Raw genomic sequence first — 14310 nt, forward strand, 5'->3', positions numbered from 1 at the left:
ATCAATTTTTTGACTCTTTTTCACCTTTTAATAACCAATCTATTAACCAACGTTCTTTGGGGGCCAAACAGACCTTTAATTTAAGTTGAATCCCCCATTGCCAATTCATTGGACGATATAAATTAAGATAATCCAAGGCGGAACCTAGAAAAACAAACTGGTTTATTAACTTGAAGTTTTGTTTCGTTTTGACTTCTCTTTCTTAAACCCCCATTCCTTATCGTCTCATGTCCATTGCTGAAGTAGCCAAAATTGCCGGCGTCTCCGCGGCGACCGTCTCGAACATCATCAACAACAAACGGAAAGCCTCGGACGAAACTGTTCGGCGGGTCTTGTCAGCGATGGAGGAGATTCGTTACGTCCCCCGCCCCGTCGCCCAACGACCGGGGCGGAAGACTGCTGGCGTCGGGAAGTCGGGGGGTCTCAAGAAGATCGCTTTGATCGTCCCGAACTGCGGTTTGGCCCAGTTCCAGAACCCGATTTACAGCTTCCTGGCCGACGCGATCAGCCAGGCCGCCTACGAGCGCGGCGCTTCGATGATGCTTTGCCGCATCCCCAGCCAGGGCCAAATGCCGGAGAACATTTACCAAGGCGAAATGGACGGATTGGTTTTCGTCCTAAAGGCCGGCGCCGACCCGTATGTCGACGCACTCTCGAACTTTCCGAAGGTCGGGATTCTCGGCCATACCGACAGTCGGATGGACGCCGTCACGGTCAACAACTCCGCCGTCGGCCGGATGGCCGCCGACTATCTCCGGTCGTTGAATCTCGCCAGCTACGCCTGCCTTTACGACCGCGTCCATCCGGCGCAAGTGACCCGGGCCCGCGCTTTCCAAGACACCTGCGAGGCACACGGCGTCCCCGCAATCACCGAGTGCGGAGACGAACTACTGATCATCAACGACCGTCTTCACGAACCCGATCCGGTCAAGATCGACCACCTGCTCGAACGGATTCTACAAAAGGTTAATAAACCATTCGGCTTGTTCAGTCCGACCGATCTCACCACCACCGCCGTCTATCCCGCCCTTTACCGCCGGGGGCTCCAACCGGAGAAGGATGTTTGGGTTATTTCCTGCGACAACGAAATCCCCTACCTGATCGGCCTCTCGCCAAAGCCGGCCGAGATCGACTTGAACCTGGCGGCGATGGCCCGGCGCACCTTGGATCAGTTACTTTGGCGCATTCAAAATCCGTCCGCCCCGGTCAACACCGTGCTGATCTCCCCCGCATTGATACCGCCCGAATCGAACACCCTTTCCTCAACCGGCTCCTGAGCCCACCGGTTCCGCCCCGCGGAGGAATTCTCCCGCCCGCCGGTCGAGATCCGCCCGTTCGGCGTCCGCCCCGGGATGTTCGAAATGTCCGGCCGACAGGACGCGCAACTCCTTCCTCCCGGCGTGCGCCCGCCAAACGGAAAACTGCCCGGGGGGCGGCACCGCCGGATCGAACAGGGCGCATCCGTAATACGTTGGCAATCGCAGGAACCGGGCCGCGGCCGCCGAATCGAAATACCGCAGCGTTCCGATGATCGACGGGGCTCGCCGCCACTTCAATCGGACAGCCTCCCCGCTGCCAACACACTGGCATTGCAACCGCAACGGATGGTTCCCGAAACTCGGTACCCGCAAATACGCCGCGCGGAACCGGTCGTCCCAAGGCAACGCCAACGCCCCGATCCCGCCGCCGAAACTTCCTCCCCAATAATGAAGCGGCAACTCCCCTCCAAAACGCTCCCGCAACACCGTCGCCGCCAACCAGAGGTCCGCGCAACATCCACCATGGATATACGTCGAGCGATCCTCGATCCCGACCAACACATGAAACCCCGATTTCGAGGGCAAGTCGTCCGCCACCGACCGTTCCGGCAACCCCCGGGCGCAAAAATGAAGGCAAGCCGCCCCTTCCATCACCGGCCGCGCGTCGTTCTCTGTTTTGCCGCCGTAGCCGGTCCCGACCACCACCAACCGCTCGATCTTGCCCGAAGACGGCGTGGTCAACCATCCGCCAATCCGTCGCCCGCCGACCGACCGATAGGTCATCCGTTCGGTTTGGAAATCCTCCCGCCCAAATAGCGATTCGAACTCCGCTTCCGGTTCGACCGCCATCGCCTCCGCGTAGAGTCCCCGCCAAAACTCCTCAAAATCGTCCGGAACATCCACCGGAAGTTCCACGTTCAAAAGGGCCTCTTGGTCGAACCCGTAGGTCGGGTCAAACGGATACGAATGCTGAAACATGCTCATTTCCACGAGATCATCCAGCACCCGCCCCCGCCTGGCCAGCCGTTTCCCGAAGAACGGCGGCAATTCGGCGCCGTCGACCGATCCCGCGCGTTGGAGTGCCCGCATTCATGCGGTCTTCGTCCGGTTCCCGGGGAGGGACCAGCCACCGTAGATAACATGAGGGCGACAAGTGGGAAAGAATTCTCCAACATGTCGCCCGATATGAATAACCAATCGAAAAATAACTTCTCCAAATTGATTAACGGAATCGTCTCGTCCAATGGGCAGGAGGTCAAGCTCGGGATCGATCTTCATGCCCGCGATGGCGTGGCTTGCCTACAGGTGGACGGCAGCTTGCCGCAACGCCCGTTGCGCTTGAAGCACGAGGAACTGGTTCGCCTCGTTGGCAAGTTAGTGGCCGCCGACCTGAAGGTTTATGCCTGTTATGAGGCTGGTCCTTGCGGCTATGGATTATACCGCCAGCTCACCGAATTGGGAGCCACCGTTTTCGTGGTTGCCCCGGTGAGCCTGGCGGGCGGACGCAACCAAAAGACGGATAACCTTGATGCGCGGGGGCTGGTCGACCAACTCGACCGCTATTTGCGAGGCAACAAGAAGGCCTTCACGGTCATTCGTGTGCCAAGCCAGGAGGAAGAACAGGCGCGGGCGAGATCACGTCTGCGCGATCAGATCAAGAAGAGCCGGAGTGGATGGGAGGCACGTGGTCGAAGCGCGTTGCTGGCGCAGGGATTCCACGTGAAAGGCCGTTGGTGGGGGCCGCGCAAATGGAAGGATCTCTGTCTCGAATTACCCGAGTATCTGGTCCAGCAACTTGAGGTAATGCGTGAGATTCTGCTGAAGCTCGACGAGAAGGAAAGGGCCATCAAAAAGGAACTGGTCGAGGAGGTTAAACAGCCTCTGCCGGTCGGAATCGGAGCCCTGACCTGGGTGATGCTCCTGCGGGAGATCTGCGACTGGGGACGGTTTAAGAACCGGCGTCAAGTGGCCGGCTTCGTCGGATTATGTGCCGGGGTTCACCAAAGCGGAGGATCCTCCCGGGATCTGAGTATAAACAAGCACGGCAATCCGCGAATACGCGCCCTGTTAATCGAAGCGGTCTGGCGCATGGTGCGATGGCAACCCGATTACCCGCCCGTGCGCGAGTTGGTCGAGAAGCTTGTCAGCGGCCGGTCTCGGCGCAAGATCGCGGTCGCGGCCGCCCGCAAGCTCGCCATCGATCTGTGGCGGTTGGCCACCGGTCAAACCACGCCTGAGAAGCTCGGCCTGAGGATGCCCGAGGTTGCAGTCGGCTGAGGGCAACCAACTTCCCTTTTTGTTCTTTGATCTTTTTGCCTGAAGCGAACCCGATTTCGGAGTGGAGCGCGCACGTTTCGATGCTTGGACTTTCATCCGTTCCTGTAGATTGTGCCGCTTGCTCCGTCCCTCTTTTCCTCCGGCCTCGCCGGGGGTCGCATAAATTATAATGCGCTGCCTCTAAGGCACGCGCGGATAGCAGTTTGTCCCCCCGGCCAGTTCGAGGGGACCGGGGACGAGAGACATTCCTTTCCGGGGGCAACTCCAAAGGCCAAAAGATTGGGGCTCATTGCCGCCCCCAAACCCCCGCTAGGGGAACTAAGGTAAGAAAGCAGATCTTAAGAATGTCCTAAGAAAAATAAATCAAACAACGGTTTCATTTTCCGCTTGTCACGAAACCCTCATAGCAGCATCGAGTTTTCACTCGATGACTCTTGTCTGGTCCGCGCGGCTTCAAACGGGCAGGAAAGCCCGTTCTCCTTGGTGGAAGCTCCGGAAAAGACCGGCTGAAGCCGGGACTCCAACCAAGGGAGGGACCAGCCACCGTAGCATCGAGTTTTCACTCGATGGCTCCGCCTGATCCGCGCGGCTTCAAACGGGCACGAAAGCCCGTTCTCCTTTTGTGGGAGCCCCGGAAAAGACCGGCTTTAGCCGGGCTTTTCGATCCATTCCATATCCTGCATTGACCGCCCCCCGGGGTCCCGGTTAACAACGGAACCATGGGAAAAAAGAAAAAGGGGAAGTCCAAGGTTTCGGTGGGGCAACCGTCCTTATCCCCGGAAGAATTGGAGGCCCGGGCGCTCGCCGACTTTGAGGCGGGCCGCCTCCGCCGCGCCCGCGACGCTTTCAAGGAATTGACCAAAATCGACCGCGAGCGCTTTCTCCCCCGCCTGATCGACTGCAATGTCGCGCTCGCCGCCGAAATGTCCGCCAAAGGACAGCATTCCGAGGCCGAACAGGTCCTCGCCTACCTCAAGACCATCGCTCCGCCCGAGTCTTTGACCTATGTCCAACTCCCGCTCGCCCTCGGGCGGCAAGACTGGCCGGTTGTCGCCGAACTCGCCGCGGCCGGTCTCGACTCCGGGAAACCCGACGAGTCCACCGGACGCATCCGCCTGTCGGACGCCCTTATGCTGGCCGGAACGGAGCCCCCCGCCCCGAAATCCGCCGGCCCCCATCCCTGGCGCGACGACTTCCGCCACATCCGCCGCGGCTTCCAGGCGTTGAGCGAGGAGCGCTACGAGGAGGTTCGCGAGGCGATCCGCCCGATCGGCCGGGATTCGGTTTTCGCGGAATGGAAACTTCTCCTTCGGGGCCTCGTCGCTTATTTCACCGGGGACGCACCCCGGGCTTCCCGGTTTTTCCAAGAGATTCCCGCCCGTCGGATTCCCGGCGAAATCGCCGCTTCTTACTCCAAATTGCTGGACGCCGACGTCGGCCTTTCCAAGTCCTCCCCACAAGAGGTCGAATCCCTCCTCGAAGCCCTGGGCCTGACCGCCACGGAGAGCATGGTCCTCACGGCCATCGAATCATGCATTCGGGAGGACCAGCTGGCGCTCGCCGCGGTCCACGCCGAACAACTTCCGGGATATCCCTCGCTGGGCGACGATTGGCAAGCGGCGTTGACCGAATATCTCGTTTGCGCTCCGCTCTCCCACGACTCGGAGGCTACGAACGAGATCGCCCAGCATTACAATCGGAGGCTCGCCGGGAAACGCTGCAAGAATCCGGTCGAAGCGTTCGTAGTCTCCCGCACCTTGGCCCTGTTGATCAACTCCGACAGTGATCAATTCGAACTTGCCTGGCTTCGATGCCTCGCCCACCACGACGCGATCTTCGGCAAGAATCCCAAGGTTACCTCCCGCATTTGCCGCCATGTCGCCTCCGCTCTGGCTGAAATCGTCTCACGCGGTTTTTTCCACCCCCAGCCGTTCATGCGCGATCCGGAAGGGGCATTGACTCACTTGGAGGTGGCGGTCGACACCAATCCCGACGACCTGGCCGCGAGCCTGGAATTGGTCAAGGTTTACGATTTCACCAAGAAGACAAGCGAGCGGAACAAGCTCCTCGACAGTCTGACGAAACGGTTCCCCCGCGAACGCCAGGTTTTGATTTTGACAGGCAACCTTTGCATCGAACGGAAGGCGTTTAAAAAGGGCCTCGCCCTTCTCGAACAAGCCCACCAACTTGATCCTCTCGACCGCGAAACCACCTCCCAGCTGTTCCTCGGCCTTTGCAACGCCGCCCGCGGATTTTATGCCGCCGGAAAAGTCGCTCAGGGCCGGGAATCGATCGCCCAAGCCCGGGGACTCACCCGGGGACCAAGCGACAACCCATCGGAGGGAACAGAATTCGCCCTCGCCCGCGAAGCGATCCTCGAAGAGATTTTCGGCGACTCCACGACGGCCAAGGCCAAACTCGACGAGGCGTTCGCGATCACCGCGCATCCGTTGCTTCTCCGCTTCTTCATCGCCGGCATCGCCCATGCTTACCGCCCCCGTCGCGGCAAGAACCCGCATGAGGCGCCGCTGTTGAAGGCCGCGCAAACGGAGGCGACCGTCGCCGCCTGTCTCAAAATCTGGCCGATAGTCGGCTACATCCGGGCCATTCCATCGAAGAACGGTCTGCCGCCAATCACCCAGTGGTTCGCCCACCTTCTGACGAAAGCGGCGGATCGACCCTTCACCTGCGACGAAGTTTCGGTGATCGGAGACTTGTGCGGCCCCAGCGAATCGTTCGACCACGAACTTCATCGGCTCGTCAAAGGGGCGCTCAAACAGGATCCCGCGCACCCGATGCTCCGCCTCTTGGACCTGCTCATCCGAGGCGCCGACGCCAGACCGCATATCGCCGCGATCAAAGCCGAAGCGGAACGCCGCAACGACGCCCGAACCCTCGAACTCCTTCGGAAAGTAGGGACCCCGAATCCCATGTTCCAACCGTCCGATATCTTCGACGACGACGACGACGATTGGGACGACGACGAGGATTTTGACGATGATGAGGATTTTGACGAAGACGACGTTCTCGGTCCCGGAGAACCGGACCCGTCGCCCGCGGTGATCGCGCAGATGATCGCGGACCTTCCCGAGGACGAGTACCGCCGGATGAGAAAGAAGTTGGAGAAAGATATTCCCGGCCATATCCTCGATGAGCTTCGCCGCGACGCGCGAGCGCTGAAACCCAAACCGAAGAAACCATCTCCCCCGCTGGCGGATCCCCGGCAAAGCAGCTTCGAGCTTTTTTAACCAGCAACTTTCCTTTATTTACGACATGAACCCTTACATCGTCCTCGGAGTCCCCGTCACCGCCACCGACGCGGAGATCCGCGCCGCTTACCTGAACGCGATCAAGAAACATCCGCCGGACGCCGCTCCGGAAAAGTTCCAGGAGATTTCCTCCGCCTATTCCCGGATCCAGACCGAGGAGAAGCGGATCGAACATACCTTCTTCAACCGCGAAGCCCCCGGCGACTCTCCGGTCCGCACCGTGCTCGCCGCCCGCCGCGCCCAAGGAATCCGCCCGATGTCCGCCGCCGCATGGCAATCCTTCATCCGGCGCCGCGCGACGAAAGCGTAGTCCCGATCCAAATACGACGATCTTACCAATGGAAGAAGACGAAGACAATTTCGCCCCGGCGCCCCACCCTTTCACTCCGGAACCGGCCGACGACGATCCGGACGCCCGTCTCGCAGAATGGAAGCGGGTCGCCCGGGATCAGTTCGAACGGTGGCTCGACGGTCTCGAGGAGATTCCCGCAGAGGCCCCGCCTCCCGAGGAACCAGCGGAAACTCCCGGCTTGTTTTCCTTTTACGAGGAATTGGCGGCGTTGCGCAACGAAGTGCGCAAGGCCAACCGCCGCACCGCCGAATCGTTCAGCCTCTGGGGCGAAACCTTGGAAACATCCCGCCAATCCCTTCGCTCCATCGAACTTTCCCTCGCCGCCAACCGCTCCGAAGAGGAACCGTTATCCCGCGGCCATTGCCTCGCCTTGGTGGAGTTGTTCGACCGTCTTTCCCGCCTCGGCGACGCCCTCGACAAACCCCCTCCGCCCCGCCGGTTTTTCTCCGGCACCGCCGAATGGGAAGCCGCCTGGAAAAACATCCGACACGGTTTCGCCATCGTCCGCGACCATACCGAAAACCTGCTCGCGGACGCCGGGGTCGAACCGATCCGGGCCGAAGGGGAGTCGTTCGATCCCCGGGCGATGGTCGCCGTCGCGGTCGACGACCGCCCCGACACGGCTCCGAACACCGTGACCGCGATCGTCGCCGGCGGCTACATCCGGAATGGCGAAGTCCTCCGTCCGGCAGAGGTCAAAGTCACTCCGCGCCAAACGTAACCCACTCTTTTCACTTGTCCCACTTCCCGCAATCGAATCCTCAAATTCTGAATACATCATGTCCGAACTGATCGTTGGTATCGACCTTGGAACTACAAACTCCGCCCTCGCCTGGCTCGATGACGAGGGGACTCCCCGCATCGTCCCGATCGACGGCCAGCCGACCATGCCGTCATGCGTCGGTCTCGACGCCGATGGCAAACTTCTCGTCGGCCAGGCCGCCAAAAACCAACTGGTCGCCGCCCCCGAATCGACCGTCCTATCCGTCAAACGCCTAATGGGAACGTCCGAGAAAGTGACGTTGGGAGACAAGGAGTTTTCCCCCGAAGAGATTTCCTCCTTCATCCTGCGCCGTCTCAAGGACGAAGGAGAGAAGCAACTCGGCCAACCGATCCGGAAAGCGGTCATCACCGTGCCCGCCTATTTCGACGAACACCAGCGCCGGGCCACCCAAAACGCCGGCGATCTCGCCGGCCTTGAGGTGGTGCGGATCGTCAACGAACCGACCGCCGCCGCCCTCGCCTACGAGGCCGGACACGAGGGCGACCGACGACTGCTGGTCTATGACCTCGGCGGAGGCACGTTCGACGTCTCCGTGGTGGTGGTCGAGAACGGTGTAGTGGAGGTGAAGGCGAGCCACGGCGACACCCACCTCGGCGGCGACGATTTCGACGACTTGCTGGTCCGCCACGCCGAGGAATGTTTCCACGAGGAACATGGCGAAACCCTCCGCAACGACCTCAAAACCAAACGCCGTTTGCGGGTCGCCCTCGAGCGGGCGAAATGCCGGCTGTCCGACGAGCCGGTCACCCGGGTCCGCGAGGAATTCATCGACGGCGAACGCCACCTCGATCTGGAAATCGACCGGGACACCTACGAAGGATTGATTTCCAAATACATTTCGAAAACCCTCGATTGCATCAGCCATTCCCTCCGCGACGCCCATCTCCTTCCTTCCGACATCGACCTCGTCATGCTGGTCGGAGGCTCCACCCGGACCCCGCTGGTCCACCGGATGTTGAAGGAACGAATGAAACTCGACCCCCGGTTCGAGATCGATCCCGACTTGATCGTCGCCATGGGTGCGGCCATCCAAGGCGGGATTATCGCCGGCCGCCAAAGCCGCTCGATCCTGGTCGACATCACCGCCCATAGTTTCGGCACCTCCTCCTACGACACCCGCGACGGAGAGTTCACTATGGTCTATATTCCGATCATCCCGCGCAACACCCCGTTGCCGGTTACCAAATCCGACATGTTTTACACTCTCCATGAGAACCAGGAGAAAGTGATGGTCGAGGTCTACGAAGGAGAAGACCCGGAACCCGCGAAGAACACCTTTCTCGGCGATTTCCGTATCGAAGGTCTCAGCAAGGGGCCGGCCGGAAATCCGATCATCGCCACCTTCAGCCTCGATCTCAACGGGATCCTCCATGTGACCGCCCGCGAGAAAAAGTCGGGGCTTTCCAAATCGATCACCATCGACACCCGCAACCGAAAGGAGTCGATCGATCTCGAACGCGCCCGCAACCGCTTGGCCGAGTTTTACGACGACGGCGACTTCGACGACGAGGCCTTCGACGACGAGGATGAGACCGATGCGATCATTGATGTCGGCGACGTCGCCGGGAGCCCCTCGACCGGAGCGCCCGCGACGGCGAGCAAAGAGGAAACCCTCACCACCGCCCGCGATCTCAAGAAGCGGGCGGAAGCTCTCCTGGAACTCGACATCGACGAAAGCGACGCCGGCGAATTGCGGAACCTCCTCCATGACAGCGGCGCCGCAATTTCCGCGCAAAGCTGGGAAAAACTCGCCGGATTGAACGACCGTCTGAGCGATCTTCTCTTCTATCTCGAAGATTGATGGCCGCCGAATTCGCCTGTCCCGCCTGCCGCAAAGCGGCGCCATCCGCCGCGAGCGGCACGGCCTGCCTCCGCTGCGGCTGCGACCTCTCGGAGCTTCTCCTCCTGGCGGACGCGGCCTCCGCCGAACTGGCCCGGGCCCGGCTCGCCTTCGCCAGGGGAGACGCGGGCGAAGCGGCGCGCCACGCCGCGAGTTCCCTCCGCCTCCGCCGCACTCCGGCGGCGCGGGAGTTGTTGGATCTCGTCACGTGAGTTGACGGAGCACACACCCCACCATGCTTGTGCATGGTCCCCCCTCAAGAGGAGAATTTCTTGTACACGGATCCCCTTCTATGAAACTTCACTGTCCATGCGGGTTGCAGGGAGTTTCGGCTTTCGCGCGAAGCGCTTGTTATTCTCCGCTTCGCTCCGTAGATGTGTCGCTTCGCTTGATAGGAGTGCGGTGCGTCCTCGCACCGCTTTTCGAACGGTCAGCGATTGCCGCACGCCCGGCAGCCCTTCGACTGCCGGAGCTCTTCCGCACGCTCGAAAGCTCCGCGGGGACGCGGAGCACTCCAAAGAGGCTCCGCCTCAAATCCAAGTTTCATTCCATGTTGTTCCCAGGGCGCAGCCCGGATATTGGCTCTAAAAACCCTCATCGCCCTCCGAGAATCAAGTTTCATCCTGCCATTCGCGCATCATGCGCAATTCCTGACGGGGATAACCTCCGATAATCTTACCGCGATGCTCCGGCTTTTCGCACTCCGTCGCCAGGGCGATCGAGAGATCGCTGGCCCAACGGCGACGGGCCCGGGCCGGAACCAGGTACCGCACCGTGCAATCGATCCAGGCATCAGCCATGCTGACGAATACTTTCGGCTCATCGTCGACGTCGAAGGCGAGCCGTGCTTTCCGCAACAACTCCCGATACTCCTGGGCCGGAACGGTCATGTTCGCCCCCAAAACTTCTTTCGCCACGCGCTCGAAAATTCGCTTCGTGTAAACCAAATCGCTTTCGCCCGCGACGTTGACAGTCACTTCGTCCCATACATACGGAAAGTCCCGACTGTAGTTGATGATGTTCGACCGAAGCACTTCCCAGTTGGGAAACGTGATCATCGCGCCGGTCGATTGCGCCCCGGCGACCGGTTTGCCCGGTCCGCCCGCCTCCCAGACGGTGGTCGTCAAGATGTCGATTTTGTAAACGTCGCCGAAGACTTCGCCGACTTCGATTCGATCCCCGATCCGGTAGTATCCACGAAATGAATTCATCAGCCACCCGGCGAAACTCTCGATCGGCGTCTGCAACGCCCACGAAAGCGCCAGGCCGACCAGACCGACCGAACCGATCAAGGCGCGGGCGTCTCCGGCCAGCACACTGACGGCCGCGGCGATCGCCATCAGGAAGACCCCGATTTGCACCAGCGCCGACAGGGCATGGGTCCGTTCCCAACGCCCCAGCGTCTTCTCCAGGACAATCCGCAAGCCTTTCGCCACTGCGACCGCCAACGCCAGCAATGCGACAGCGATCACGATCCGGGGCAACATCGCGTAAAACCCGAGAATCAGTTCGCGGACGGTTCCGGTCGCCTGTTCGAGCGAAACCGCCGGATCCTCGGGGAGAAGATCAAGAGGTTCTTCCGCCGCGGGACTTTCGGGAGCAGGATCGACTTGGGCGGCGGCGTCGGGCCCGGCCATCCAGATCATCAACACCAAGGCGGTCAAGGCCACGGCCAACGCCGACCCCTGTCGAAACCGGCGCAACCGATTTTGCGCCCCCTGCCGGTAGTCGCGCATTTGGACCCGCCCGCGCATCGAGCGCGAGCCGAGGTTCCCCCGCCGCTGTCGCGGCCGCGCGGGCTCGGATCCCCTTCGATTTCCCAAGTGAGCCGGTCGCTTCCGTCGATTGTAGGTCATCGCAGGGGCCGGCCTCCTTCCTGATCAAGACACACCTGCAACATCCGCACAGGCAGGAATGCCCGTGCCACATTGTGAAACAGACATTTCTGTCTGTCTCACTGTCGCGAGCCTTTACCGCGAGGCGTCTTCGACGGCTTCGCCGGCGCTTTGGATGTCGCGGCCCGCCCCCTCGGTGGTTTCACAAGCGGTCATCAATACGGCGAACATGATGCCGGGAACGATCAGACGGAGACGAAGAAGTATCTTTTTCATAATATAATCCTTGGTTTTGTTCTAGTTTCTTTCGACGACGGATGTCGTCACGTTTGTTTCAGTATAACCGGAAGAACCAACGAACGCCACGAACGGAATTAAAATGGGGGTCTCCCCCAGGACCATGCCATCGGGCCCAGCTGAAGCAGAATGCGGGTGAGGCGTCCCGCCTCAGCGCGTCGGCAAAGCCCAGCCTTGCGGAGCGTTACGGAACCCGAGCAACCGCACGGAGCCGGGACGGCCCCGCCACTTTGGCTTATACGCCAACGGCGTTTCGCCCTCCAGCCCAGGGTTGACGCGCGGAGCGGGGCTACCCTGGGTCTTGATCCCATAGATCGATCTACCCTGAAAAGGGTTGTGCCCGGGACTACGCGCGATGGTAGAATGAATGCGGGCGGAACCGCGTTGCGGTTCGTGGCATCGGGTATCGGTCCCCAGGGTAGGCCTCGTTTCACTCGGCACAACCCTGGGCTGGAGGGCGAAAGCCCGTTGGGCTATGGCACCTCCGGACCCGGCGTGAGCCGCCCAAAGGCGGGCGAGGCGTCCCGCCTCAGCGCGTCGGCAAAGCCCAGCCTTGCGGAACCCGAGCAAACGCACGGAGCCGGAATGGGCCCGCCACTTTATTAGAAAAGAGACTGGCGCCGGACGGGGGCGGTCCTATGATGGCGCGATTGATGATGACTGCCACCCGAACCACCGGCCTTCTCAGTGTGGAGGATGACTCGAACGACGTCTTTCTTCTGCGCGCGGCGTTGAAGTCGGCCGGTTTCCCGGGGCCGACGTCGTTCGCGTGCGACGGTCAAGAGGCGATCGAGCTGCTCGAACAAGACGACCAGCCCATTCCCGACCTGGTTTTGCTCGATCTGAAAATGCCGCGCCGGGATGGTTTCGAATGCCTCCGGTGGTTGCGCCAACAAGACCGACTGCAATCGTTGCCGGTCGTGGTTTTCACCACCTCAAGCCATAGTAACGACATTTCCAAGGCCTACTCTCTCGGCGCGGACCTCTACCTGGTGAAGCCTCTCACCTTCGACGCTTTGCTCGACCTGATGCGCATCCTTTCCGAAATCGTCAACGAGGGCGAATCGGATTTCTCTCGTCTGATGCTCCGTCCTGAATACCGTCCGCGCCCATGAAACTTTTGGCTCCAACGGGATTTCTCTCCTGTCCGGTCGCCCGGCGCAGGGCGAGATAGAAGGTCGCCCCTTCCCCCGGCACCCCTTCTCCCCAAACCCGTCCACCGTGTCGCTGAATGATCCGCTGCACGTTGGCGAGCCCGATCCCGGTTCCCGGAAAATCAGGTCCTTTGTGCAGGCGTTGAAACACCCGGAAGAGTTTATCGGAAAACTCCATGTCGAAACCGACCCCGTTGTCGCGCACGAAAACGATCGCCTCGTCGCCTTCCTCCCGCCAACCGATTTCGATTTCCGCCGGTTTGCTGTAAATCGTGTATTTGATGGCGTTCGCCAGGATATTTTCGAAAACGCGCCGCAACATCCCGGGGTCTCCGACCACCGTCGGCAATGGATTCCGCGTCCAAACGATGTCGCGGTTCGCCGTTTCCGACTCAAGTCCGGCGAGCACTTCGACCAACAGACGGTCGAGATCGACCGCCGTCGTCGACATCGCTTCCCGGCTGACTTTGGAAAATCCGATCAGATCATCCAGGAGAGTATTCATCCGTTCCGTCGACTGGGCGATCCGGCCGAGAAAAGGGACGAGATCGTCGCCCGACTTCAGTTCAGATTCTTCCTGCAGAAGATTCACGAAACCGGTGATGTGACGAAGGGGAGCCCGAAGGTCATGAGATGCTGAATACGCGAACGCCTCCAACTCCTGGTTGGCTCCTTCAAGTTCCTCCGCCCGAAGGCGAAGGCGCTCAGCCGCTTCCGCCAGTTCTTCTTCCGCCATGCGACGGCGCTCGACCTCTTCCTCCAATTTCCGGCGGGCGTTGGCCAGGCTCAGAAAGACCCCGACCTTGGCTTGCAGCACTTCGGGAACGAACGGTTTGGTGATGTAGTCGACGCCGCCCGCGGCATAACCTTCGAAGACCATCTGCTCGTCGTCCACCGCGGCGGTAAGGAAAATGATCGGAATGGTTCGGGTCCGTTTCCGTTCGCGGATCAACCGCGCGGTTTCAAACCCATCCATCACCGGCATCCGCACATCAAGCAGAACCAGCGCCACATCCCGTTCCAGAAGATGCCGGAGAGCCTCTCGGCCGGAGGAAGCCCGCAAAAAGGTATGATCTTCTCCTGTCAGAATCGCCTCCAAGGCGACGAGGTTTTCGGGCTGGTCGTCCACCAGAAGAATCACGGGTTTGTTTTCCAGCGCCCCTTCCGGCTCCGGCGGTTCGATCCGAACGTCGGTCAATGGATCGGTTGTATCTTGTTCCGTCACAGTGATGTTCATTGTTGG

At 60.6% G+C, this 14310-nt stretch carries 12 protein-coding genes; 8 read left to right on the plus strand and 4 right to left on the minus strand.

Annotation, left to right across the window (positions count from 1 at the left end; translation table 11 throughout):
- Positions 1-227: 227 nt before the first annotated feature.
- Complete coding sequence (locus ACWUI2_RS03480) at positions 228-1277, plus strand: LacI family DNA-binding transcriptional regulator (RefSeq protein ID WP_486981476.1); 1050 nt, start codon at positions 228-230, stop codon at positions 1275-1277.
- Here the strand turns inward: ACWUI2_RS03480 and ACWUI2_RS03485 are convergent.
- The gene (locus tag ACWUI2_RS03485) at positions 1263-2348 is read right to left on the minus strand and encodes an acetylxylan esterase (protein ID WP_486981477.1); all 1086 of its coding nucleotides are present in this window, start codon (positions 2346-2348) and stop codon (positions 1263-1265) included. The genes ACWUI2_RS03480 and ACWUI2_RS03485 overlap by 15 nt on opposite strands.
- A 51-nt stretch (positions 2349-2399) precedes the next feature.
- On the opposite strand from ACWUI2_RS03485, the gene ACWUI2_RS03490 reads away from it, so the two are divergent.
- From ACWUI2_RS03490 to ACWUI2_RS03515, 6 genes are all read left to right on the plus strand, one after another.
- Complete coding sequence (locus ACWUI2_RS03490; protein ID WP_486981276.1) at positions 2400-3536, plus strand: IS110 family RNA-guided transposase; 1137 nt, start codon at positions 2400-2402, stop codon at positions 3534-3536.
- A gap of 719 nt (positions 3537-4255) precedes the next feature.
- Positions 4256-6784, plus strand: a complete 2529-nt coding sequence (locus tag ACWUI2_RS03495; protein ID WP_486981478.1) for a tetratricopeptide repeat protein — start codon at positions 4256-4258, stop codon at positions 6782-6784.
- Between the two features lie 25 nt (positions 6785-6809).
- The gene (locus ACWUI2_RS03500; protein WP_486981479.1) at positions 6810-7115 is read left to right on the plus strand and encodes a J domain-containing protein; all 306 of its coding nucleotides are present in this window, start codon (positions 6810-6812) and stop codon (positions 7113-7115) included.
- A 28-nt stretch (positions 7116-7143) separates the two neighbouring features.
- Positions 7144-7878: a nucleotide exchange factor GrpE gene (grpE, locus tag ACWUI2_RS03505; RefSeq protein ID WP_486981480.1), complete on the plus strand. Its 735-nt coding sequence runs from the start codon at positions 7144-7146 to the stop codon at positions 7876-7878.
- Positions 7879-7936: 58 nt separating this feature from the next.
- Entirely contained in the window at positions 7937-9742 is a 1806-nt protein-coding gene (locus ACWUI2_RS03510) for an Hsp70 family protein (protein ID WP_486981481.1), read from the plus strand.
- A complete protein-coding gene (locus tag ACWUI2_RS03515; RefSeq protein ID WP_486981482.1) occupies positions 9742-9993 on the plus strand; it encodes a hypothetical protein in 252 nt (83 codons plus the stop codon). Before ACWUI2_RS03510 ends, ACWUI2_RS03515 begins: the two co-directional genes overlap by 1 nt.
- A 399-nt stretch (positions 9994-10392) precedes the next feature.
- On the opposite strand, the gene ACWUI2_RS03520 is transcribed toward ACWUI2_RS03515, so the two are convergent.
- Complete coding sequence (locus tag ACWUI2_RS03520; RefSeq protein ID WP_486981483.1) at positions 10393-11535, minus strand: mechanosensitive ion channel family protein; 1143 nt, start codon at positions 11533-11535, stop codon at positions 10393-10395.
- 216 nt (positions 11536-11751) lie between these two features.
- Positions 11752-11892: an entericidin A/B family lipoprotein gene (locus ACWUI2_RS03525; RefSeq protein WP_486981484.1), complete on the minus strand. Its 141-nt coding sequence runs from the start codon at positions 11890-11892 to the stop codon at positions 11752-11754.
- A 674-nt stretch (positions 11893-12566) separates the two neighbouring features.
- Between ACWUI2_RS03525 and ACWUI2_RS03530 the strand changes: the two genes are divergently transcribed.
- A complete protein-coding gene (locus ACWUI2_RS03530; protein ID WP_486981485.1) occupies positions 12567-13028 on the plus strand; it encodes a response regulator in 462 nt (153 codons plus the stop codon).
- Here the strand turns inward: ACWUI2_RS03530 and ACWUI2_RS03535 are convergent.
- On the minus strand, positions 12964-14304 hold the full coding sequence (locus tag ACWUI2_RS03535; protein ID WP_486981486.1) for a sensor histidine kinase: 1341 nt from the start codon (positions 14302-14304) through the stop codon (positions 12964-12966). The two genes, ACWUI2_RS03530 and ACWUI2_RS03535, sit on opposite strands and share 65 nt — an antisense overlap.
- Positions 14305-14310 lie beyond the last annotated feature (6 nt).

The organism is Verruconatronum alginivorum (assembly GCF_056590205.1).

Excerpts from the sequence above, each read along its gene's own strand:
- ACWUI2_RS03490 (WP_486981276.1), top strand. The coding sequence starts at position 2,400 with ATGAGGGCGACAAGTGGGAAAGAATTCTCCAACATGTCGCCCGATATG.
- ACWUI2_RS03535 (WP_486981486.1), bottom strand. The coding sequence starts at position 14,304 with ATGAACATCACTGTGACGGAACAAGATACAACCGATCCATTGACCGAC.
- ACWUI2_RS03500 (WP_486981479.1), top strand. The coding sequence starts at position 6,810 with ATGAACCCTTACATCGTCCTCGGAGTCCCCGTCACCGCCACCGACGCG.
- ACWUI2_RS03480 (WP_486981476.1), top strand. The coding sequence starts at position 228 with ATGTCCATTGCTGAAGTAGCCAAAATTGCCGGCGTCTCCGCGGCGACC.
- ACWUI2_RS03495 (WP_486981478.1), top strand. The coding sequence starts at position 4,256 with ATGGGAAAAAAGAAAAAGGGGAAGTCCAAGGTTTCGGTGGGGCAACCG.
- ACWUI2_RS03530 (WP_486981485.1), top strand. The coding sequence starts at position 12,567 with ATGATGACTGCCACCCGAACCACCGGCCTTCTCAGTGTGGAGGATGAC.
- ACWUI2_RS03510 (WP_486981481.1), top strand. The coding sequence starts at position 7,937 with ATGTCCGAACTGATCGTTGGTATCGACCTTGGAACTACAAACTCCGCC.
- ACWUI2_RS03525 (WP_486981484.1), bottom strand. The coding sequence starts at position 11,892 with ATGAAAAAGATACTTCTTCGTCTCCGTCTGATCGTTCCCGGCATCATG.
- ACWUI2_RS03520 (WP_486981483.1), bottom strand. The coding sequence starts at position 11,535 with ATGCGCGGGCGGGTCCAAATGCGCGACTACCGGCAGGGGGCGCAAAAT.
- grpE (WP_486981480.1), top strand. The coding sequence starts at position 7,144 with ATGGAAGAAGACGAAGACAATTTCGCCCCGGCGCCCCACCCTTTCACT.
- ACWUI2_RS03485 (WP_486981477.1), bottom strand. The coding sequence starts at position 2,348 with ATGCGGGCACTCCAACGCGCGGGATCGGTCGACGGCGCCGAATTGCCG.
- ACWUI2_RS03515 (WP_486981482.1), top strand. The coding sequence starts at position 9,742 with ATGGCCGCCGAATTCGCCTGTCCCGCCTGCCGCAAAGCGGCGCCATCC.